This window comes from Vibrio kagoshimensis (assembly GCF_050337535.1).
GTDB lineage: Bacteria > Pseudomonadota > Gammaproteobacteria > Enterobacterales > Vibrionaceae > Vibrio > Vibrio gallaecicus.
Genome location: NZ_JAKJSZ010000006.1, coordinates 219,142 through 240,494 on the forward strand (window position 1 = coordinate 219,142; position 21,353 = coordinate 240,494).

General features: G+C 40.7%; 20 protein-coding genes, 1 riboswitch and 1 other annotated feature. Of the genes, 13 read left to right on the plus strand and 7 right to left on the minus strand.

Annotated features, from left to right (window positions below):
* Nucleotides 1–26: 26 nt before the first annotated feature.
* On the minus strand, nucleotides 27–644 hold the full coding sequence (gene hflD / locus L4C37_RS07250; RefSeq protein WP_137372975.1) for a high frequency lysogenization protein HflD: 618 nt from the start codon (nucleotides 642–644) through the stop codon (nucleotides 27–29).
* Between the two features lie 27 nt (nucleotides 645–671).
* Nucleotides 672–1,808 carry a tRNA 2-thiouridine(34) synthase MnmA gene (mnmA, locus tag L4C37_RS07255; RefSeq protein WP_273295850.1) on the minus strand — a complete coding sequence of 379 codons (1,137 nt, stop codon included), beginning with the start codon at nucleotides 1,806–1,808 and terminating at the stop codon, nucleotides 672–674.
* A 203-nt stretch (nucleotides 1,809–2,011) separates the two neighbouring features.
* On the opposite strand from mnmA, the gene L4C37_RS07260 reads away from it, so the two are divergent.
* Both L4C37_RS07260 and L4C37_RS07265 read left to right on the plus strand, forming a co-directional pair.
* The gene (locus tag L4C37_RS07260) at nucleotides 2,012–2,281 is read left to right on the plus strand and encodes a hypothetical protein (RefSeq protein ID WP_137372977.1); all 270 of its coding nucleotides are present in this window, start codon (nucleotides 2,012–2,014) and stop codon (nucleotides 2,279–2,281) included.
* Between the two features lie 103 nt (nucleotides 2,282–2,384).
* On the plus strand, nucleotides 2,385–3,689 hold the full coding sequence (locus L4C37_RS07265) for an inosine/guanosine kinase (RefSeq protein ID WP_137372978.1): 1,305 nt from the start codon (nucleotides 2,385–2,387) through the stop codon (nucleotides 3,687–3,689).
* A gap of 96 nt (nucleotides 3,690–3,785) precedes the next feature.
* Here L4C37_RS07265 and L4C37_RS07270 read toward each other — a convergent pair whose 3' ends face one another.
* On the minus strand, nucleotides 3,786–4,196 hold the full coding sequence (locus tag L4C37_RS07270) for an H-NS histone family protein (protein ID WP_137372979.1): 411 nt from the start codon (nucleotides 4,194–4,196) through the stop codon (nucleotides 3,786–3,788).
* Between the two features lie 385 nt (nucleotides 4,197–4,581).
* A riboswitch (Lysine riboswitch) is annotated at nucleotides 4,582–4,759 on the plus strand.
* A 113-nt stretch (nucleotides 4,760–4,872) separates the two neighbouring features.
* Between L4C37_RS07270 and L4C37_RS07275 the strand changes: the two genes are divergently transcribed.
* From L4C37_RS07275 to hisIE, 9 genes are all read left to right on the plus strand, one after another.
* Nucleotides 4,873–6,474 (plus strand): Na+/H+ antiporter NhaC family protein, encoded by a 1,602-nt coding sequence (locus L4C37_RS07275; protein WP_429768249.1) that lies wholly within the window; start codon nucleotides 4,873–4,875, stop codon nucleotides 6,472–6,474.
* A 203-nt stretch (nucleotides 6,475–6,677) separates the two neighbouring features.
* Nucleotides 6,678–6,813, plus strand: a sequence feature (His leader region).
* Between the two features lie 54 nt (nucleotides 6,814–6,867).
* Complete coding sequence (gene hisG / locus L4C37_RS07280; RefSeq protein WP_137372982.1) at nucleotides 6,868–7,764, plus strand: ATP phosphoribosyltransferase; 897 nt, start codon at nucleotides 6,868–6,870, stop codon at nucleotides 7,762–7,764.
* A 5-nt stretch (nucleotides 7,765–7,769) separates the two neighbouring features.
* Nucleotides 7,770–9,065 carry a histidinol dehydrogenase gene (gene hisD, locus L4C37_RS07285; RefSeq protein WP_137372983.1) on the plus strand — a complete coding sequence of 432 codons (1,296 nt, stop codon included), beginning with the start codon at nucleotides 7,770–7,772 and terminating at the stop codon, nucleotides 9,063–9,065.
* Between the two features lie 9 nt (nucleotides 9,066–9,074).
* The gene (gene hisC, locus L4C37_RS07290; protein ID WP_137372984.1) at nucleotides 9,075–10,115 is read left to right on the plus strand and encodes a histidinol-phosphate transaminase; all 1,041 of its coding nucleotides are present in this window, start codon (nucleotides 9,075–9,077) and stop codon (nucleotides 10,113–10,115) included.
* Nucleotides 10,116–10,205: 90 nt separating this feature from the next.
* The gene (gene hisB / locus L4C37_RS07295) at nucleotides 10,206–11,294 is read left to right on the plus strand and encodes a bifunctional histidinol-phosphatase/imidazoleglycerol-phosphate dehydratase HisB (RefSeq protein ID WP_137372985.1); all 1,089 of its coding nucleotides are present in this window, start codon (nucleotides 10,206–10,208) and stop codon (nucleotides 11,292–11,294) included.
* A 25-nt stretch (nucleotides 11,295–11,319) separates the two neighbouring features.
* Nucleotides 11,320–11,934 (plus strand): imidazole glycerol phosphate synthase subunit HisH, encoded by a 615-nt coding sequence (gene hisH / locus L4C37_RS07300; protein WP_137372986.1) that lies wholly within the window; start codon nucleotides 11,320–11,322, stop codon nucleotides 11,932–11,934.
* Nucleotides 11,935–11,977: 43 nt separating this feature from the next.
* The gene (gene hisA / locus L4C37_RS07305) at nucleotides 11,978–12,715 is read left to right on the plus strand and encodes a 1-(5-phosphoribosyl)-5-[(5-phosphoribosylamino)methylideneamino]imidazole-4-carboxamide isomerase (protein WP_012604374.1); all 738 of its coding nucleotides are present in this window, start codon (nucleotides 11,978–11,980) and stop codon (nucleotides 12,713–12,715) included.
* Nucleotides 12,697–13,470 carry an imidazole glycerol phosphate synthase subunit HisF gene (hisF, locus tag L4C37_RS07310; protein WP_017109916.1) on the plus strand — a complete coding sequence of 258 codons (774 nt, stop codon included), beginning with the start codon at nucleotides 12,697–12,699 and terminating at the stop codon, nucleotides 13,468–13,470. Before hisA ends, hisF begins: the two co-directional genes overlap by 19 nt.
* Complete coding sequence (hisIE, locus tag L4C37_RS07315; protein WP_137372987.1) at nucleotides 13,467–14,117, plus strand: bifunctional phosphoribosyl-AMP cyclohydrolase/phosphoribosyl-ATP diphosphatase HisIE; 651 nt, start codon at nucleotides 13,467–13,469, stop codon at nucleotides 14,115–14,117. Before hisF ends, hisIE begins: the two co-directional genes overlap by 4 nt.
* Nucleotides 14,118–14,235: 118 nt before the next feature.
* On the opposite strand, the gene L4C37_RS07320 is transcribed toward hisIE, so the two are convergent.
* Nucleotides 14,236–14,748, minus strand: a complete 513-nt coding sequence (locus L4C37_RS07320; protein ID WP_137372988.1) for a YchJ family protein — start codon at nucleotides 14,746–14,748, stop codon at nucleotides 14,236–14,238.
* Nucleotides 14,749–15,125: 377 nt separating this feature from the next.
* On the opposite strand from L4C37_RS07320, the gene L4C37_RS07325 reads away from it, so the two are divergent.
* On the plus strand, nucleotides 15,126–17,018 hold the full coding sequence (locus L4C37_RS07325; protein WP_137372989.1) for a hypothetical protein: 1,893 nt from the start codon (nucleotides 15,126–15,128) through the stop codon (nucleotides 17,016–17,018).
* Between the two features lie 104 nt (nucleotides 17,019–17,122).
* On the opposite strand, the gene L4C37_RS07330 is transcribed toward L4C37_RS07325, so the two are convergent.
* The 3 genes from L4C37_RS07330 to L4C37_RS07340 form a co-directional block, all read right to left on the minus strand.
* Nucleotides 17,123–18,334, minus strand: coding sequence for an EAL and HDOD domain-containing protein (locus tag L4C37_RS07330; RefSeq protein WP_137372990.1), 1,212 nt, complete (start codon nucleotides 18,332–18,334; stop codon nucleotides 17,123–17,125).
* Nucleotides 18,335–18,444: 110 nt separating this feature from the next.
* Nucleotides 18,445–19,191: a UDP-2,3-diacylglucosamine diphosphatase gene (lpxH, locus tag L4C37_RS07335; protein WP_137372991.1), complete on the minus strand. Its 747-nt coding sequence runs from the start codon at nucleotides 19,189–19,191 to the stop codon at nucleotides 18,445–18,447.
* 89 nt (nucleotides 19,192–19,280) lie between these two features.
* Nucleotides 19,281–19,775 carry a peptidylprolyl isomerase gene (locus L4C37_RS07340; protein ID WP_137372992.1) on the minus strand — a complete coding sequence of 165 codons (495 nt, stop codon included), beginning with the start codon at nucleotides 19,773–19,775 and terminating at the stop codon, nucleotides 19,281–19,283.
* A gap of 186 nt (nucleotides 19,776–19,961) precedes the next feature.
* Between L4C37_RS07340 and cysS the strand changes: the two genes are divergently transcribed.
* The gene (cysS, locus tag L4C37_RS07345) at nucleotides 19,962–21,347 is read left to right on the plus strand and encodes a cysteine--tRNA ligase (RefSeq protein WP_273295126.1); all 1,386 of its coding nucleotides are present in this window, start codon (nucleotides 19,962–19,964) and stop codon (nucleotides 21,345–21,347) included.
* Nucleotides 21,348–21,353 lie beyond the last annotated feature (6 nt).

Here is a 21,353-nt window from a genome sequence, read left to right on the forward strand (position 1 = left end):
AAGCTCGCAATTAAGCGAGCTAAAAATTAAATTCTTGCTAAAAGGATCTGAGCTTGCTCGATCATTTTCTTACGACCAAAAATAAGGTGGCGACGTTTGCCGCCAACTTGGCGCCAAAGTACAGCACTTCGGATACCAGAAAGAAGCAAAGCTCTTACTTTATGCTGGCTGGCAGTCTGCTGTAACACTGAAGGTGTTCCAGAAACTTGAATTCGAGGGCCTATTGGACTGACAACGTCTAAATAGATGCTTGCAAGATTACTGAGCATTTGCTCGTCAAATAAGTCAAAGTGCTCAACTTGTCGCTCAACCATTTGAATACGATCACCCAGTTGAGACATCGCATCATTGCGACCCGAAAGTTTACGCTCTAGCGCCATTAAGCTAATAATATAGCGGGTAATGTCACTACCTGCAGGAGTACTATCAATCCCTTTTACCAGGCATTCTAAGCCTAGCTTTAGGTTCGCTTCACGACCAAATACACCCACAGTATTGACTGGGTTAATATTTAAAATCGCATTTAGAGAGGCTTCGAAGGCATCGTTATCACAGTGACCGTCTTTCGCAACTTGTTGAACCAATGCCACAGCTTGGCATATTCCAGCAAACGCAATGGTGCGGTCATAAAGTGTATTAGCCACGTAGTAACTCCTTGTTGAATTATTGTATTAGATGCGTTTTTCGATGATACCGCCACCAAGGCAAACTTCACCTTGATAAAATACTGCTGATTGACCTGGTGTCACAGCAATTTGAGGCTCATCAAAAATGACTTTAATATTCTCATCATCAATAGGGATGATTGTACAAGGAATATCAGTTTGGCGGTAACGTGTTTTTACCGTGCACTTCATAACATCGGTAATTGCTGCGCGGTCGACCCAATGTAATTGCGAAGCAATTAACCCTTCAGACTTAAGAAGAGGGTGATCTTTACCTTGAACAGCAATTAGCACATTACGTTTTAAATCTTTTTCGCCAACAAACCATGGTTCTTCATTACCGCCACCACCTTTAGTGCCGCCAATATGTAGACCTTTACGTTGACCAAGAGTGTGGTACATAAGACCTTGGTGTTGACCAATAACTTGACCTTCTGGTGTCTCAATATTACCTGGCTGAGCGGGTAGGTACTTACCTAAGAATTCAGTAAACTTACGTTCACCGATAAAGCAGATACCAGTTGAGTCTTTTTTCTTAGCCGTGATCAAATCTTGCTCTTCAGCAATACGTCGCACTTCAGGCTTCTCTAATTCACCAACAGGGAATAGGCTGCGAGCAACTTGATCAGAGCTTAATGTATATAAGAAGTAGCTTTGGTCTTTGTTACCATCAAGACCACGTAGCATTTCTGGTTTTTGGCCAGCATCTAGTTGCTCTTGAGTTGGGAAAGTACGGCGAACGTAATGACCCATTGCAATGTAGTCTGCGTCTAGCACTTCATCCGCAAACTCTAAGAATGCTTTGAATTTGATCTCTTTATTGCAAAGAATATCTGGGTTAGGCGTTCGACCTGCTTTGTATTCTTCTAGGAAATATTCGAATACGTTGTCCCAATATTCTGCAGCAAAGTTAATTGTATGTAGATGAATACCTAACTTGTCACATACCGCTTGTGCATCAGCAAGATCTTCAGCTGCTGTGCAGTATTCTTCGTTATCGTCTTCTTCCCAGTTTTTCATGAAAAGGCCTTCTACCTGATAGCCTTGTTGCTGAAGAAGATACGCCGATACTGACGAATCTACACCGCCGGACATACCGACAATTACTTTCTTTTCGCTGTTTCCAGAGCTGATATCTGACATGTCTAAACACCGTTACAATTACTTGGTCGCAGATTCTATCAGAAAGAGAAACAACGTGACAGATCCGAGACCAGAATCACAGTTTCAATTGCGCAAATAGTGCGCTGACTTTCTTGAGGAATCTCATGAGGCGAGGTGACTCGCTAGGATGTCAGAAGTATATGTGGCATAGTCGCACGAAATCCAAGACCTGAGATGAAAAAATGTCTGAACAAAACGAATTTATGCAAGAAGAGCAGTTAATTGAAATTATTGAAAATCAATTAGAAGACGGCCAGCCAGTTACAGTAAAAGAAACGTTGATGCGATTAATGATGACAGGGACACCCCGTGAAGATGCAATTGCTGCGATGGCGTGTGCACTTGCTATTGAAGTGTTCGATGTAATGAAAAATGGCGCTGAGTTCAATCAAAAACGCTATAAAGAGCATTTAGATATGCTACCAGATTTAAGCTTCATGGAAGGTGAATAAAAAAAACATCGAGCAAACGTTTGCTATAGTTTCAAAGATTGCCGCGTTAAATATAGCGCGGTAAAATCCGCCCCCTATTTCCCCCTTGACTTAGACTGACCCTATGAAATTTCCTGGACAACGTAAATCAAAGCATTATTTTCCTGTTCATGCTCGTGATCCGCTAGTAAGCCAAGCGCATGAAAGTAAGAAAATGTCTCGTACGCATATTATCGGTATTGACCAAACATTGGTTGATATTGAAGCTAAGGTGAGTACTGACCTCATTGAAAAGTATGGTCTAAGCAAAGGGCACTCACTTGTTATTGATGACAAGTCAGCTGAAGCATTATACCAAGAGCTTAAAGAGAGCTGTTTAATTACCAATGAATATGCAGGTGGAACAATTGGTAATACATTACACAACTACTCAGTATTGGCGGATGACCGTTCAACACTATTGGGTGTAATGAGCCAAGATATTAAAATTGGCAGTTACGGTTACCGCTATTTATGTAATACATCAAGCAGAATGGATCTGAACCATTTACAAGGGGTGGATGGTGCCATTGGTCGTTGTTTTGCTTTAATAACAGAAGATGGTGAACGTACTTTTGCAATCAGCGAAGGTCAAATGAATCAGCTTCAACCCGAAACCATTCCAGAGAAAATATTCAAAAATGCATCTGCTTTGGTTTTAACTGCATATTTGGTTCGTTGTAAACCTGGTGATCCAATGCCGGAAGCGACAATGCAAGCAATTGAGTACGCCAAAAAATACGATGTACCTGTTGTTCTAACTTTAGGTACTAAATTTGTTATTCAAGATGATCCTGATTTTTGGAAAGACTTTCTAGAGCAACATGTGAGCGTTGTTGCGATGAATGAGGATGAAGCTGAAGCATTAACTGGTGAAAGTGATCCCCTTGCCGCATCGGATAAAGCCTTGGATCTTGTTGATTTGGTTTTATGTACAGCGGGTCCTGTTGGCTTATTTATGGCTGGTTACACGGAAGATTCAGCAAAGCGTGAAACTTCTTTGCCTTTATTACCAGGTTCTATTGCTGAATTTAACCGTTATGAATTTAGTCGACCAGCTCATAAGGATTCATGTTTAAACCCAATTAAAGTTTATTCGCATATTGCACCTTATATGGGTGGACCCGAGAAAATTAAGAATACTAATGGGGCGGGTGATGCAGCATTATCTGCATTGCTTCATGATATGGCGGCGAATAAATATCATAAATCGAATGTACCTAATTCGAGCAAGCATCAGCATTCATATTTAACTTACTCATCATTTTCCCAAGTTTGTAAATATTCAAACCGAGCAAGTTATGAGGTATTAGTTCAACATTCACCTCGTTTATCTAGAGGCTTGCCGGAACGAGAAGACAGTTTGGAAGAAGCATACTGGGAAAGGTAGAGTATATATTCTAAATATAACTACCTGATACAGGTGAAAAAACAAAAAAGGCTCCTAGTAGGAGCCTTTTTATTATTTAAACCAATTAAACATTAATTAGATAGCGAAATCTTCAAGAGACTTTCCAGAGTTAAGTAAGTCTTGGATAGCTGAAGGAGTACGACCTTGACCAGTCCAAGTCTTCTCTTCACCGTTTGTATCTACATATTTATATTTTGCAGGACGTGGTGCACGCTTTGCTTTCGGGCCTTTAGATTTAGTTTCACCAGAAAGTGCTGCAATTAGATCTGCCACATCAATACCATCTTTTGCTATTTGTTCTGCAATTGCTGCTAATTTTGCTTCTTGTTCAGCTTTTGCTGCACGTTCTTCAGCTTCAGATTCTTGACGCTCTTGAACTACTGTAGTTAGTTTATCTAGTGCTTCTTCTAATTGCTCAAGAGTTAATTCACGAGAGAATGCACGGAGGCTACGAATATTTAATAGAGTTTTAGTTAATTCTGACATGATATTTCCCATCAAGATGATTTTATTTAACTACCTAATAATAAACAGTGGTTTAAAATAAAACAAATAATATTTCATTTAATAAGTAATTAAATCTATTTTAAAACACACAAAACGAATAAGAATAACTGAATTTTGATAAGTGAATATTATAGGTAAAAATAATATGTATATATAAATTGAAACAGCTTTCTTATATATGTAATTAGTGGAATATTTACCTGAGTCACTTTATTGATTGGTTCAAGATAGAAGGTAGCTTTCAATTGAACTTTCTTAGAATGATATGTTGCAATGTTTATCTCTATGAGTACAATTGCGGCTACCTGATGCGATAGCTTAGTAATATTATTGTTAAATTATAGTGACAATAGTGGATAATGTCGTCGCACGTAGAGGTGCAATTATAAAAAGTAATTTTTGTTGGGGTGATGCCAATGAACAAAAATGAAAGGTCTAATTGCCGAAGTAAATTGTATATCTAAGCAATTTGCTGGGGTTGTGCTCAATAGGTACAACACTGCCATAGTCTTAATTTTAAACTATGGAGCGCTACTGTGGGGTTGGGTGAAGTGTTCACTTCCCTTTCGCTTAGTTCAACATGACTTTGATAAGCTGTTATCAAAGTCATCTGCAGTAGATCTCTAGCCAAATAATAAACTGGTTTTTGAAGATCATGAATTTAATAGATTTTGCAACATCTCCTCTTTCTTTGCTTCCGCCCATTGTGGCTTTGAGCCTTGCTATCATCACACGTCGAGTACTTGTCTCGTTAGGTGTTGGTATTGTCATGGGTGCGCTTTTATTAGCTGATTACTCGTTAGGTAATGCTGCTGGCTATATTGGAACAAAAGTTTCTGGTGTCTTTATTGAAGATGGCGGAATTAATACTTGGAACATGAGTATTGTCGCGTTCTTGTTACTATTGGGTATGATGACGGCATTACTGACGTTATCCGGTGGCACACGCGCTTTTGCTGAATGGGCTCAATCACGAGTAAAAAGTAAACGTGGCTCTAAATTGCTAGCGGCTTTCTTAGGTGTGTTCATCTTTGTTGATGACTACTTTAATAGTTTAGCGGTTGGTGCCATTTCACGCCCAGTGACAGACCGCTTTTATGTATCCCGTGCGAAGCTAGCTTATATTTTAGATTCTACAGCGGCTCCAATGTGTGTACTAATGCCAGCATCAAGCTGGGGTGCTTACATCATGACAATCATTGGTGGCATCTTAGTCACTCATGGTATGACTGAGTACTCAGCTCTTGGCGCTTACATTCGACTTATCCCAATGAACTTCTATGCAGTATTTGCTTTACTGATGGTCTTTGCTGTTGCTTGGTTTGGTCTAGATGTCGGCAAAATGCGTGATCACGAGATTGAAGCTTCGCAAGGTCGAGGTTTTGATGGCGATGAAAGCAACAATAAAGATGCAAGAGATCTTAATGAAGAGCTAGACATTGAAGAAAGTGAAACAGGTTCTGTTGCTGATCTAGTGATGCCGATCGTTTCTTTGATTGTCGCAACCGTTGCTGCAATGATGTATACGGGTGGTCAAGCACTTGCGGCTGATGGTATCGCTTTCAATCTTTTAGGCGCATTTGAAAATACCGATGTTGGCAAGTCTCTTGTTTACGGTGGTATCTTAGGTTTACTTGTAGCACTTGGTACTGTGTTTAAGCAAAAGCTGCCAACAATCGATATTGTGAAAACAATGTGGATCGGTGCTCGTTCAATGTTTGGCGCCATTTTGATTCTGGTATTTGCTTGGACGATTGGTTCTGTAATTGGCGACATGAAAACCGGCGCTTACTTATCTTCATTAGTGCAAGGTAATATCGACCACCATTGGCTACCTGTTATCCTGTTCTTACTTGCTGGCTTAATGGCTTTCTCTACAGGTACTTCATGGGGCACATTTGGCATCATGTTACCAATCGCTGGTGATATGGCAGGTGCAACAGATTTAGCGCTAATGCTACCAATGCTAAGTGCAGTATTGGCTGGTTCAGTTTTTGGTGACCACTGTTCTCCAATTTCTGATACGACCATTCTTTCTTCTACTGGTGCTCGTTGTAATCATATTGACCACGTTTCTACGCAGTTACCTTATGCGTTATCAGTAGCTCTTGTTTCTTGTGTAGGCTTTATTGCGCTAGGTATGACAGCGTCAGTTGCCATTTCATTTGCAGCAGCATCAGCAACCTTTGTTGCCGTGTGTTTTGCCTTGGCGTATTTCTCTCGTTGCAAAATGGCAAACTGCGGGAGCAAAGCATAAGATTAAAAGCTTATACTTAAATAGAAATTAATCAGTTAAGGGAGGCGGAAGCTTCCCTTTTTTTATGCTTGTTAAGTTTATTCTTAATTAAGTGAAAAAACTTAGAATAAATGGTTGAAAAAGCGTGTCACCTTAGTTAGTGTGGAGACAAGACAGCAAACAACATAAGAGCTGATAACTATGCGTAAATTTGTAATGAACATTCATCATCACCATCACCCTATCTAGTCTTTCGGGGAGGTTTACGTATACCCGGGAGCAATTTTACTCCCGGAGGTTAAGTCAAAGAATTTAGATTTAAACCCTCGGGATGACAAAGTCTCCCGAGGGTTTTTTAGTTTTAGCTATTTAAAATTATTCAATAAATTCAATATTTTGCACAGGGATATAGCAATGCAGACACAACGCCTAAGAATCGCAATTCAAAAGAAAGGTCGCTTAAGTAAAGAGTGCCAAAACTTACTAAAAAAATGTGGTGTTAAATTTAACATCATGGGAGAGCAGCTTGTTGTTCATTCACTAAATATGCCAATTGATTTGTTACTTGTTCGTGATGACGATATCCCAGGTTTGATCATGGATGGTGTAGTGGACCTTGGTTTTATCGGAGAAAATGAACTTGAAGAAGTTCGTCTAGATCGTAAAGCTTTGAATGAACCGTGTGAGTTTGAAGCGTTACGCCGTTTAGATTTTGGTGGTTGTCGCCTCTCTATTGCGATCAATAAAGATGAAGATTACAACGGCCCTCAAGACTTAGCCGGTAAACGTATTGCAACAACTTACCCGCAGCTACTTAAAGCTTACATGGATGAGCAGGGCGTAGATTATAGTGCTTGTATGTTAACTGGTTCAGTTGAAGTTGCCCCTCGTGCAGGTCTTTCTGATGCCATCGCAGATTTAGTTTCAACAGGTGCAACGCTTGAAGCCAACGGTCTGAAAGAAGTGGAAGTTATCTTTAAATCAAAAGCGACTTTGATTCAGCGCCAGGGTGAATTTGATGCAGATAAAACGGCATTAATTGAAAAGCTTCTGACTCGTATGCAAGGCGTACAGCAAGCTAAAGAATCAAAATACATCATGCTTCACGCACCGACTTCCCAGTTAGAACAAATTAAAGCATTACTACCTGGTGCAGAAGATCCAACTGTACTTCCTCTTTCATCTGACCAAGATAAAGTTGCCGTTCATCTTGTAAGTACAGAAAATTTATTCTGGGAAACAATGGAACAGCTTAAAGAGCTTGGTGCTAGTTCAATCTTAGTTCTGCCAATTGAAAAGATGATGGGGTAAGTAAAATGAGAACCGTTGTATGGCAATCTTTAAGTGAATCTCAACAAGACTCAGTATTAGAGCGTCCAGCGATTACTGAAGGAGCAAATATCACTGCAGCGGTATCCGATATTGTCGCTAAGGTACGCTCTGAAGGCGATGCTGCTTTATTTTCTCTGGCTGAAAAGTTTGATCGTGTGACTCCTGAGTCTATTCGAGTGAGCACTTCTGAAATAGAAGAAGCCAGCGAACGCTTGAGTGAAGAAATGAAGTTGGCGCTTGAGCAAGCTTATAAAAATATAGCTAAATTTCATGAAGCTCAAAAGCCTCAACCATTACGTGTAGAAACCCAACCTGGTGTGGTGTGTGAGCAAATTACTCGCGCAATCAATACTGTTGGCTTATATATTCCTGGTGGAAGCGCACCACTCCCTTCAACGGTATTAATGTTGGGTGTTCCTGCTCAAATAGCAGGGTGTCGTAAAGTCGTACTGTGCTCACCACCACCAATTGCTGATGAAATTTTGTATGTTGCCAAATTATGCAAAATTGATGAAGTTTATAACGTGGGCGGTGCTCAAGCTGTTGCCTCAATGGCTTATGGCACTGAGAGTGTCTCTAAAGTTGATAAAATTTTCGGACCAGGCAACGCGTTTGTTACTGAAGCGAAAAGACAAGTCAGTAACGATTTCCGAGGTGCAGCTATCGATATGCCAGCCGGACCTTCTGAAGTTATGGTGATCGCCGATGAAATGGCAGACCCTGATTTTATCGCTGCTGATTTGTTGAGCCAAGCTGAGCATGGTCCTGACTCTCAGGTGGTACTAGTGACTCCTTCTCCTGTTATTGCTGATCAAGTTACAGAAGCTGTCCAGAAACAGTTGAAAGAGTTAACTCGTGCAAACATAGCTCAACAAGCACTAGCTTCAAGCCTGATTATTATTTCTGAATCTATTACTCAAGCTGTTGCGATTTCCAATTTCTATGGACCTGAGCACTTAATTGTTCAAACAAAGAACCCAAGAGAGTTATTACCATTATTAGATAATGCGGGTTCAATATTCCTTGGTGACTGGTCTCCTGAATCTGCGGGTGATTATGCTTCGGGCACAAATCATGTTTTACCGACTTACGGTTATACAAAAACGTATTCTAGTTTGGGGCTTGCTGATTTTTCTAAACGAATGACAGTTCAAGAGTTGTCAGAAGATGGGTTGAAAGTATTAGCTCCAACGGTTGTAACTATGGCAGAAGCCGAAGGCTTGGATGCGCACAAGCGTGCTGTGACCATTCGAGTTGAAAAGTTAAATAAAGCGAAATAAGGGCTGGGCATGGAAAAGTTAGCAAGAAAACAAGTTCAGGCGCTGACACCTTACTTGTCTGCAAGGCGTATTGGTGGTAGCGGAGATGTATGGCTAAATGCCAATGAATCTCCATTTGATAACGAGTACAACTTAAGTTTGTCTCGTCTTAATCGTTACAGCGAATGTCAGCCTAAAGAGTTGACTGATGCTTATGCTCAATACGCAGGTGTTAAATCAGAACAAACACTGACAACTCGTGGTGCTGATGAAGGTATCGAATTACTGATTCGAGCTTTCTGTGAGCCGAATGAAGACGCTATTCTCTACTGCCCACCAACCTATGGTATGTACGCAATTAGTGCCGAGACGATTGGTGTTGAACGTAAAGTTGTACCTTTGACGGCTGAATGGCAATTGGATCTTCCAGCTATAGAAGCACAACTAGATAATGTAAAAGTAGTCTTCGTTTGTAGCCCAAATAACCCAACGGGCAATCTAGTTGATCGTAAAGACATCATCAAATTGCTTGAAATGACGCAAGATAAAGCGATTGTCGTGATGGATGAAGCGTATATCGACTTCTGCCCAGAAGCGTCCACTGTTGATTTGCTTGAGCAATACCCGAACCTTGCCATTCTACGAACGCTGTCAAAGGCTTTTGCTTTAGCTGGTTTACGTTGCGGTTTTACGCTAGCCAATAAAGAACTTATTGATGTTTTATTGAAAGTGATTGCGCCTTACCCAGTACCAATTCCAGTAGCGGATATTGCGATTCAAGCACTTTCTGAACCAGGGCTTGCTAGAGCGAAATTTCAAGTTCTGGATTTGAGTGCAAATCGAGCTTATTTACAAGCGGGTTTACTCGGTATGCCGCAATTAACAGTATTTGATGGTTGGGGTAATTATTTGTTAGTTAAATTCCCTGATGGCGATGCTTTATTTAAAGCAGCATGGGATACCGGAATTATCCTACGTAATTCACCAATAGAAAATTGTGTGCGTATTAGCATTGGTAATCGAGAAGAGTGCGAAAAGACACTTGGATTTATTCGAAATTTTTATCAGTGATACATGTTAAGCCGTGAGGTTTGATAAGAAAGAATATTTAACCTAGCGACTTTTGCTAGGCGACAGATTTAAAATTAAAAGGAAGTTCAAGTGAGTAAACAACAGAAAATACTTTTCATTGACCGAGATGGCACCTTAATTGTTGAGCCTCCCGTTGATTTTCAAGTGGACCGTTTAGACAAACTAAAATTTGAACCGTTAGTTATCCCTAGCCTGCTGGCTCTACAAGACGCTGGGTATCGCTTAGTTATGGTGACTAATCAAGATGGTTTAGGTACTGATAGTTACCCACAAGATGAATTCGATGCTCCGCACAATATGATGATGGAGTTCTTTGAATCTCAAGGTGTTAAGTTTGATGATGTACTGATTTGTCCTCACTTTGATGAAGATAACTGCTCTTGCCGTAAGCCTAAGCTTGGAATGGTAAAAGAATACCTTCAGGGTGGAAAAGTTGATTTCCAAAAATCTGTTGTGATTGGTGATCGCATTACTGATCTTCAATTAGCTGAGAACATGGCAATCCGCGGTATTCAATATGGCCCGGATGCAGAAACGGATGGTACGCTTAACTGGCCACAAATTGTTAAAGATCTGACGGTTAACGCTCGTGTTGCTGAAGTGGTACGCACGACTAAAGAAACCGACATCAAAGTAGCAGTAAACCTTGATGAAACTGGCGGCAACAAAATTGACACTGGTATGGGCTTCTTTGATCACATGCTTGATCAAATTGCGACGCACGGTGGCTTCCAAATGAACCTGACCGTGAAGGGTGATTTGCACATTGATGATCACCACACGATTGAAGATACTGCATTAGCATTAGGTCAGGCATTAAAAGATGCGCTTGGTGAGAAACGCGGTATTGGTCGTTTTGGTTTCAGCCTACCAATGGATGAGTGTCTAGCTCAGTGTGCACTAGATCTTTCTGGTCGCCCGTATTTGAAATTCGATGCTAAGTTTAGCCGCGAACAAGTGGGTGATCTTTCAACTGAAATGGTGGTTCACTTCTTCCGCTCTCTAACCGACACACTAGCTTGTACATTGCACCTTTCTTCTGCTGGCAATAATGATCACCACATCATTGAGAGCTTATTTAAAGCGTTTGGTCGGACTCTTCGCCAAGCAATTAAAGTTGAAGGTAATGAATTACCAAGCAGTAAAGGCGTCCTGTAAGGCTTACGTTAGCAAGGAAAAAACAATGAAAGAGCAAAAAGTAGTCATTATTGATACTGGTTGTGCCAACGTTTCATCAGTGAAATTTGCCATTGAACGTTTGGGTTACGCGGTTGATATTTCAAAAGAACCAGAAGTCGTCCTTGCTGCAGACAAGCTTTTCCTACCAGGCGTAGGCACGGCTAGTGAGGCAATGAAGAACCTACAAGAGCGTGATCTTGTCGCCCTTGTGAAGCAAGTGGAGAAGCCTCTACTTGGTATTTGTTTAGGTATGCAGTTACTAGGCAAATTGTCTCAAGAGAAAGGTCAAAAGGCTGACGAGTTAGTTGAGTGTTTAGGCTTGTGTGATGGTGAAGTTCGTTTACTTGAAACGGGCGATTTACCCCTACCACACATGGGTTGGAACACAGTAACGGCAACACCTAACCACCCGCTATTTAAAGATATCGAAGAAGGCGAGTATTTCTACTTTGTCCACAGTTTTGCAATGCCAGTAGGTGACTACACCATCGCACAATGTGATTACGGTAATCCGTTCACTGCCGCAGTGCAAAGTGGCAACTATTATGGTGTTCAGTTCCACCCCGAGCGCTCCTCAAAGGCTGGCTCTAAGCTGATTCAGAACTTCTTGGAATTGTAATAAGGATTAGGCAGCGGCTAACGTTGCCATATAAGGAATGTAAATGATTATTCCCGCATTAGATTTAATTGAAGGTCAAGTAGTTCGCTTATTCCAAGGGGACTACGGGCAAGTAACAGAATACAAAGTAGACCCAGCAGAGCAGTTTAATCTGTATCACCAAGCTGGTGCTGGTTGGCTGCACCTTGTTGACTTAACGGGTGCAAAAGACACAACGGCTCGTCAGTTAGACTTGATTGCTAAGCTACTGGCTAGCACGCCTGCCAATATTCAGATTGGTGGTGGCGTGCGCAACGAACAAGATGTCGTTGACCTACTAGAAGCTGGCGCGCAGCGTGTTGTGGTTGGCTCTACTGCGGTTAAGCAACCAGAGCTTGTGAAAGGTTGGATGGAAAAATACGGCGCTGAAAAAATTGTACTGGCTCTGGACATTAACATTGACGAAAGCGGCACACGTAAAGTGGCAATTTCTGGTTGGCAAGAAGATTCAGGCGTGACTATTGAAGCGCTGATTGAAGACTACCTAACTGTAGGTCTTAAGCATGTTCTGTGTACTGATATTTCACGTGATGGTACGTTAGAGGGATCAAACGTAGAACTCTACGTTGACCTTTGTAAGCAGTACCCACAAGTGCAATTCCAATCATCTGGTGGCATTGGCAGCCTAGCTGATATCGAAGCTCTGAAAGGCAGCGGTGTTGCTGGTGTGATAGTGGGGCGCGCGTTACTGGATGGTAAATTCACCGCAGAGGAGGCATTTGCATGTTGGCAAAGCGAATAATCCCTTGTTTGGATGTCCGTGATGGACAAGTGGTGAAGGGCGTTCAGTTCCGTAACCACGAAATTATTGGTGACATCGTTCCGCTAGCACAACGCTACGCAGAAGAGGGCGCTGATGAGTTAGTATTTTACGATATCACAGCATCAAGCGATGGTCGTGTGGTCGATAAAAGCTGGGTGAAGCGCGTAGCAGAAGTGATTGATATTCCATTCTGCGTGGCTGGTGGTATTAAATCAGCGGAAGATGCTGCGCGTATTCTTGAGTTTGGTGCTGATAAAGTGTCAATCAACTCACCGGCATTGGCTAATCCGCAACTGATCACTGACCTTGCTGATAAGTTCGGCGTGCAGTGTATCGTTGTTGGTATCGATTCATACTTCGATAAAGAAACCGGTAAATATCAGGTTTACCAATTCACTGGCGATGAAGCGCGTACTAAAGCAACCAAATGGGAAACCAAAGATTGGGTGCAGGAAGTACAGAAGCGTGGCGCAGGTGAGATTGTGTTAAACATGATGAACCAAGATGGTGTCCGTAACGGTTACGATATCGAGCAACTCAACATGGTTCGCTCAGTATGCAATGTTCCATTGATTGCGTCAGGTGGCGCAGGTGCAATGGAACACTTTGCTGAAGCCTATAAAAAGACCAACGTGGATGGAGCACTTGCGGCTTCGGTATTCCACAAACAAGTCATCAATATTGGTGAACTTAAACAGTATTTAAAACAACAAGATGTAGAGGTGCGACTATGAGTTTTGAACCCGTAAGCTTATCAAAAACAGAAGTAGGCGCATTGTCAGAGCGTATTGATTGGGAAAAAGTGGGTGGCTTAGTGCCAGCTATTGTTCAAGATTACCAATCTAGCCAAGTGCTGATGATGGGATACATGAACCCAGCAGCACTTGAGAAAACAGGTGAAACCGGTCAAGTGACGTTCTTCTCTCGAACAAAAGAGCGCTTATGGACTAAAGGTGAAACTTCAGGAAATGTTCTTCAGTTAGCTAACATCTCTTTAGATTGTGACAACGATACTTTACTCGTTAAGGTCAATCCGATTGGACCCACTTGCCACACAGGAACAACAACATGCTGGGATGGTGATAAGCAAGAAGAAACACAAATGGTCTGGCTTCATCAACTTGAGCAGCTACTGGCTGCCCGCAAGGACGCCGACCCTGAATCTTCTTATACTGCCAGTTTATATGCCCGTGGCACCAAGCGTATTTCGCAGAAAGTGGGTGAAGAAGGCGTTGAAGTTGCGCTTGCGGCGACGTCGGGCGATAAGGCGGAATTAGTTTGTGAGTCTGCTGACTTGATTTACCACCTTATGGTACTGCTACAAGACCAAGGTTTGTCTATGGATGATGTAATCAATAAGCTTAAAGAACGCCACAAATAGTCAGTGTTCTGAGAATAATTATCTTTAATGAAAAAGGCTTCCGAATGGAAGCCTTTTTATTTTGTACGAAGTGGCGAAATTAAGTGACGGTAAGCTTAGTTAATCGAATTGGATATCTTTATCCGCAACACTTTTTATATTTCTTATCACTCCCGCAAATACATGGGTCATTACGACCAATTTTAAAGCTTTCAATGGTTTGGTTTAAGCGTGGATCAATTTCAGGTTGTTGATTTTCTTCTTGTTCAGGGAAGGTGCCATCAATGTAATACCAAAGACCATCCTCACGAACAAAACGCGAACGTTCTTGCATGCAAAACTGTTCGGTACCGTCGTTGAAGTAAGCTTTAAACTCAACAAAGCCTTCGTTCTCATGAGATCCTTTGGTTGTATCAATGACTTCTAAACCTGCCCAGTCGCTGTCGATCGACTCGGCAATACCTGTTCTTTGCGCTTCTGCATTGCAACTAGGGTGGTAGGTAGTGATTACGTAATCAACTAAACCAAACACGTGTGCAGAATAACGAGAGCGCATTAACTGTTCTGGAGAAGTTACTTTAGCATGGTCATTATGGGCAATTTCGCAGCATTGTTGATAGTGTTTAGCACTACCACAGGGGCATACAGACATTGGGTATTTCCTGAATATGTTGGTTTGTAAGTGTGATGTATGACTTAATCAATGAGTATATCAAACCATATATAAAATAAGCACAATGATACTTCACTATCGAGTGATAAATTGAGGTTATATATTTAACTGGGTCTATTGGTTAAATCGTGATCGATGAGTTTGATATATAGACATTCAATATTAAATGTCATGAATAATGCCATGACGCTGTGGCTGTTCCCTTTTATTTGTAATACTCTCGCCGCCTGAATTGCATATGAGTTTTTCTTTTGTAATTTAATAGCTTACCTATTGAACGGTAAGTTCGGGTTCTGTTTGATTTGATAGAAAGTAAATGGAACGTTTGGGCAATAAATAATAATTAAAGAACAATAATGATATCAAAAATAGTAGCGGCGGTATTAGTCGGCGGGCTTTCGTTTAGTTTAAGTGCGTATGAGATTACCTCTAAGCAAACTCAATCTATCTCACTTGCTGGTATGAAAGCACAAGCTGGAGCATCATCAATCTCATTTGGTAAATGGGATGCAGATTGTGATGAAAAATGCGATAAAAAATTGGTTATTGATGGGTATGCCCATCGCTTTGATCATTCAGCGCGCTTACAAACAACGGCAACATATAAAAACCGTTCGTACGCTTTAGTCAGTCAGGAATACCAAAAAGGAAGTGGTAAAAGTAGCTCACGTAATGAGTATCACTTTGTGAGCGGTAAATACTCTCAGCGTAGAAATGTATATGGTTACTCTTTATGTGAAGGTTCTCAATCGACAGGTTTCAGTTATAAAGGTGAGCTACTGTGTTTGAATGAAAACTCTGTAGACGTTTATACAGTGAGTAATAAGCATTCAATCCCGCTTCCTACTGAATCTGATTTCGGGGCTATTAATAATAACCTTGCAGGTACAGTTTCAATAGCATATGTAAATACCTCGGATCGTAAATTACGTTACGCTAACTTATATGATTTAAATAGAGTCGGAGCAGAAGCTTGGGGTGCTCATAAGACTGATATACACAGCCGGTCAGATCGTAGAGACGTTATTGCCACTTATCCTATCAATCGTGAACGTGGTTTAGTTGGAATTTATGAATATATTAATCCATTTAATAAAGGCATAAATTTATATTACTTTGAAGGTGATCAAAGTGCACGTCGCGTGATCAGTAACAGCGAAGAAGGTAACTTTGGCTTTGGACCCGAGGTATTTGTGTACGGTCAGCAGTATGCGATTACAGCTCATGACCCTAAAGATAATGAACGACAAACCTATTTAATTGATCCGAGTGAAATGGAGAAACCAGAAGTCTATACCAACGAAATATCATCAAAGTCTAGTGTTGATTTTCTAGCTGGATATGGCTTGATGAATAATTATTGGGAAGCGACTCAGTCAATTGGTGACGATGTAGAAACTAAGTATGATATCAACGATAGCTTTCTTCATTCTGTTTACCTTCAAGCACGCCTTAAAGATACACAAGTCTCACTAAAGTACCTTACAAACCAAGCAGAAGAGTCTGCTGGTCAGGGTTCTGAAGCCGTCAGTATGCTTACTGGTCTCGTCGATTTTAATGCTTTCTTTGAGGGTGCGGATACTTTACGTTTAAAAATGGATTGGACTAAGACCGATGGGTCAGCCACATTCAAATCAACAGATACCAATAACTGTCTTGTTACAGGTTGCAATGTTAAGAAAAACTTTTCTACGGAATACAAAGCCATTGAAACATTAGTGTTAAGTGAAGGTGGCATGTACATGGGGTTCAGTTACTCAAACTATTCAATGCCTTCAGCCGTTGGTTTTCAAAATAACAAAGACAGTTCTTCACTAACAGGTGTGGCTTTTGATGAAGACTTTGAACAAACACGTTATATGTTTGTGATTGGTCGAGATGAAGCGGCATACGGTGCTCGATACGAGACCAATTATAATCGTTTCTATATTATGCCTAAGTTCGGTATTGGTATAGCTCAATATGACATTTCATCAAAAGCTGAAGAAGAAGCTAGAAATGGAGAGTCAGGAAGCATTACAGGTAAGTATGGCTTAGCACTGACAGGTGGTCTAGATGCTGGTTATATTTATCAGCGCCGTTGGTCAGAGGCTAGTGGGCTTGGTTATTCAATTCAAGGTGGCTTACGAGCTAATATTGATTGGTCAGCGAATGGCTTATTAGATTCAGGCGATGATGGACTGTATTTTGATTATAATCGCTTCGATATCATGTGGGGTCCATATATTCAATTTAATGCGATATTTTAACTCATAGAGCTATAACGTAAAAAGGAAAGCTATTTTGCTTTCCTTTTTAATTAGAGAGTATTTAAATTCAAAGGTATATAATTGAAAACGATTTGAAAATTGAGTTAAGGCTGAGCAAGAAGCTCTTGCGCCCAAATGGTTGCTTGGTCATAAGTTTTACCAAGTTGTTCTTCATTCAATTTTAATCGATTGCGAATTTTTGTAGCGTCGTCCCAACGCGCTTGTTCATAAGCGACCACCATCGCTAGCACTGCACCTAGCACGCCTTTTTTCTCGATTAACGCTCTTTTTATTTCTTCATCAATAGGCACTGAATTTAGTACCTGCTCTAAAGGTTGATCGAGTAGAGAATCCAATAAAGAGAACATGCCAGTCAGAAAAGCCTGACCAGGTTCTTCCTTAACATTCAATTGTTCAATGATCAGCTCACACTGCCTCGCTCGAAGTATGGCTAAACCATATAAAGAGTCTGGCTTGTCTTCTTTCGCTGATGCAACCGCAACTAGAGAGACAAATTTACGTAATTTTTGCTCTCCTAAATATACTAGAGCTTGATGAAAAGAACGTATTTTTGTCGAGGAACCGCCTGCCGAGTTAACGTATGTAAGCAGTTTATAAGATAAGGTCACATCTAATGTGATTAAACGCTCTACTTCTTTAAAATCGATAGGCTCTTGCGCGATCTCTTTACACAGTTGGATCGTGGTAAGAAAGGCAGGGTTAAGAGCCCTAGTTTGAATCATTTCAGGTTTACTAAAAAAGTATCCTTGAAAGTAATGAAACCCAGCATCTTTTGCTTGCTGGTACTCTTCGTAAGTTTCAACTTTTTCAGCTAAGAATTCAATTTTAGTGCCTTTCAAACTGGACATAAACATTGAAGCTTTCGCGATTGGCACTAAGCGTATATCGAACTTGATGATCGAAATATATGGCAAAAATCTTTTCCAAGCTTTGCTTGGGATGAAATCATCTAGTGCTATGGTGTAACCAGCTTGAAATAGTTTTTCGATAGAATGCAATAATTCATCTGTTGGCTGGCAATCTTCCAATACTTCAACGACCAAACTGTCTTTCGGAAAAAGGGTAGGTACTAAGTTGATCAGGCTAGCATATGGAAAATTAACAAAACCTAATTTGTCACCTAGCGTGTTGTAGTGCGTAGATAAGAAATGATCAGACAACAGTCGACTTGTGGCGAGTTCAGGCTCCACTTCAGGGAACGTATTTTTAGGACCATCCCTAAATAATAGTTCGTAACCGATGGTTTTTTTGTCTATGTCTAGTATTGGCTGACGAGCTACGTATGAAAATTTCAACTTGTATTGTGTTCGGTTTAATTACTGTGAATTGATAATAGCTAATTTGAAGAAAAATACTATCCAGAATATGAGAAATTAAGAGCAAGGTTAATAAACCTGTTTAAAGATTAGCTATCTTTAGGAAAAACATTGCCAAAAGCACGATTTTGCAGTTCAAAACCTTGTTCGGTAAATTCTAGAACTGAGCCTTGAGTATACCAGTCTCCTAGTACAATACGTTTTTTAGCTACTTCATTCATATCGAAGGAGTGGATGTTCGGTCTATGAGTGTGACCGTGTATCATGAGATCAACTTTGTTGGCTGAGATAACATTCTCAACTTCTTTTTGAGTGACATCCATGATATCTAAAGATTTAGTTTGTTTGTCGTCTTTAATATCTGATTGTACTTTTGAAACTATCTTTTTTTTAATAAAGAAAGGAATACAATTAAAGACCCACTGCAACCAAGGTTGGTGTACTTTTTCACGGAAGGCTAGGTATTTTATGTCATCTGTACATAAAGTGTCACCATGCAGTACTACGGCAGATTGACCGTAAATATCAATGACAGCCACTTCATCAAGGAGTGTCACTCCGGTTTGTTTTGCAAATCGTTTACCCACTAAAAAGTCTCGGTTACCTTGAGTGAAGTAACAAGGGACACCAGAATCAGTGAGCTTAATAAACGCTTGTCTAATTGTATTTGCAAATTCGGATCTATCATCATCCCCAATCCAGAACTCGAAAAGATCCCCTAGAACATATAAAGCATCGGCATGACTAGCTTCTGTCTCCATAAAGTTAAGAAAGCAGTCTGTGATGTCCTGTCTTGAAGGAGTGAGGTGGAGATCTGAGATAAAGTAAGTCTTCATGGGTAAGTCAATTCTATAGGTCGAAAAAAGGGGAGCAAGTTGCCCCCCATGTCTGGTCTGTAATCAATAAGATCAGATATACAATCGAATTAAGCTTCGATTGTTGTACCTGTAATGATTACTTCTTCAAGAGGTACGTCTTGGTGCATGCCCATAGTACCAGTACTTACATTTTTGATTTTGTTTACAATGTCCATGCCTTCAACTACTTCAGCGAATACACAGTAACCCCAACCATCTAGGCTTTCTGAACGGAAGTCTAGGAAAGTGTTGTCATTTACATTGATAAAGAACTGAGAGCTCGCTGAATGCGGTTCCATAGTACGAGCCATTGCTAGAGTGCCTACTTTGTTGCTCAGGCCATTGTTTGCTTCGTTCTTAATCGTTGCGCGAGTTGTTTTTTCTTTAAGGCCAGAAGTCATGCCGCCGCCTTGAACCATGAAACCATCAATAACACGGTGGAAAAGCGTGTTGTCGTAAAAACCGTCACGGCAATACTGTAGGAAGTTTGCGCTTGTTTCTGGTGCTTTTTCTTCGTTTAGTTGAACTTTGATATCACCAAAATTTGTGTGAAGGATGATCATGATTGTTACCTTACTGTCTTTTTAATATGAAAGGCGATTCTAGCGTAAGTTGCGCCACTTTCAAATCATCAAATCAATTGATGCGAATAGAGTTGAATGAATTGTTATTAAGGGTATTACCTAATAAGTCATGAGTTGTTATACTCACGACTTATTTTGGTTTATACATAAATATAGATAGAGATCATGCTGAAGATATATAACACGCTCACAAGACAGAAAGAGGAATTCAAACCAATTACAGCCGGCAAAGTTGGCATGTATGTCTGTGGGGTAACCATTTACGATCTCTGTCACATCGGTCATGGACGCACATTCGTTTCATTTGACGTTGTTTCTCGTTATTTACGTTACCTAGGGTACGATTTAACTTTTGTTCGCAATATCACGGATATCGACGACAAAATCATTAAACGAGCAAATGAAAACGGTGAATCTTGTGATTCTCTAACAGAACGATTAATCGGTGAAATGCATGCTGATTTCGATTCTTTGAACATGAAGCGTCCAGATGTTGAACCTCGTGCAACAGAATTCATCCCAGAAATTATCGAATTGGTTGAAACGTTAATTCAACGTGGCTTCGCTTACGTAGCAAGCAACGGCGACGTTATGTTTGAAGTTAAGAAATTCGATGAATACGGTAAGCTTTCAAAGCAAGATCTTGATCAGTTACAAGCTGGTGCTCGTGTTGATATTGAATCGGCAAAACGTAGTCCTCTTGATTTTGTACTTTGGAAAATGTCTAAGCCAGGTGAGCCTACTTGGGAATCACCTTGGGGCGCAGGTCGTCCGGGCTGGCACATTGAATGTTCAGCAATGAACTCATCTATCTTAGGTGACCATTTTGACATTCATGGCGGTGGCTCTGATCTTCAGTTCCCTCACCATGAAAATGAAATTGCGCAATCTTGCTGTGCACACGGCACTGACTATGTAAACACTTGGATGCATAGCGGTATGGTGATGGTTGATAAAGAAAAAATGTCTAAGTCTTTAGGCAATTTCTTCACGATTCGAGATGTGCTTGAGCATTATGATGCTGAAACTGTTCGTTATTTCTTAATGTCAGGTCACTATCGTAGCCAACTTAACTACAGTGAAGATAACCTGAATCAAGCTCGTGCATCTCTAGAACGTCTATACACGTCATTACGCGGCTTAGATTTAACGGCGAGCCCTGCTGGTGGCGAAGAGTACGTAACTCGTTTCTCTACGGCAATGAATGATGACTTCAATACACCTGAAGCTTATTCAGTATTGTTCGAAATGGCACGTGAAGTGAATCGTCTAAAAGGCGAAAATATTGAAAAAGCGAGCAGCCTAGGTGCATTGCTTAGAGAACTAGCTGACATCATTGGTATTCTTCACCAAGATCCTGAAGCATTTCTGAAAGGTGACACTATTGGCAACGATGACGAAGTTGCTGAAATTGAAGCTCTTATCAAATTGCGTAATGATTCTCGTGCATCAAAAGATTGGGCAAATGCAGATCTAGCAAGAGATAAGCTTAACGAATTAGGTATTGTGCTAGAGGATGGTCCTGAAGGGACAACTTGGCGTCGTAAGTAATTTATA

Coding starts and splice junctions, on each gene's coding strand:
- hisA (WP_012604374.1), top strand. CDS start 11,978: ATGATTATTCCCGCATTAGATTTAATTGAAGGTCAAGTAGTTCGCTTA.
- hisF (WP_017109916.1), top strand. CDS start 12,697: ATGTTGGCAAAGCGAATAATCCCTTGTTTGGATGTCCGTGATGGACAA.
- hisH (WP_137372986.1), top strand. CDS start 11,320: ATGAAAGAGCAAAAAGTAGTCATTATTGATACTGGTTGTGCCAACGTT.
- cysS (WP_273295126.1), top strand. CDS start 19,962: ATGCTGAAGATATATAACACGCTCACAAGACAGAAAGAGGAATTCAAA.
- L4C37_RS07325 (WP_137372989.1), top strand. CDS start 15,126: ATGATATCAAAAATAGTAGCGGCGGTATTAGTCGGCGGGCTTTCGTTT.
- L4C37_RS07265 (WP_137372978.1), top strand. CDS start 2,385: ATGAAATTTCCTGGACAACGTAAATCAAAGCATTATTTTCCTGTTCAT.
- hisC (WP_137372984.1), top strand. CDS start 9,075: ATGGAAAAGTTAGCAAGAAAACAAGTTCAGGCGCTGACACCTTACTTG.
- L4C37_RS07340 (WP_137372992.1), bottom strand. CDS start 19,775: ATGATCATCCTTCACACAAATTTTGGTGATATCAAAGTTCAACTAAAC.
- hisG (WP_137372982.1), top strand. CDS start 6,868: ATGCAGACACAACGCCTAAGAATCGCAATTCAAAAGAAAGGTCGCTTA.
- L4C37_RS07320 (WP_137372988.1), bottom strand. CDS start 14,748: ATGTCTGTATGCCCCTGTGGTAGTGCTAAACACTATCAACAATGCTGC.
- L4C37_RS07260 (WP_137372977.1), top strand. CDS start 2,012: ATGTCTGAACAAAACGAATTTATGCAAGAAGAGCAGTTAATTGAAATT.
- hisIE (WP_137372987.1), top strand. CDS start 13,467: ATGAGTTTTGAACCCGTAAGCTTATCAAAAACAGAAGTAGGCGCATTG.
- mnmA (WP_273295850.1), bottom strand. CDS start 1,808: ATGTCAGATATCAGCTCTGGAAACAGCGAAAAGAAAGTAATTGTCGGT.
- L4C37_RS07270 (WP_137372979.1), bottom strand. CDS start 4,196: ATGTCAGAATTAACTAAAACTCTATTAAATATTCGTAGCCTCCGTGCA.
- L4C37_RS07275 (WP_429768249.1), top strand. CDS start 4,873: ATGAATTTAATAGATTTTGCAACATCTCCTCTTTCTTTGCTTCCGCCC.
- lpxH (WP_137372991.1), bottom strand. CDS start 19,191: ATGAAGACTTACTTTATCTCAGATCTCCACCTCACTCCTTCAAGACAG.
- hisD (WP_137372983.1), top strand. CDS start 7,770: ATGAGAACCGTTGTATGGCAATCTTTAAGTGAATCTCAACAAGACTCA.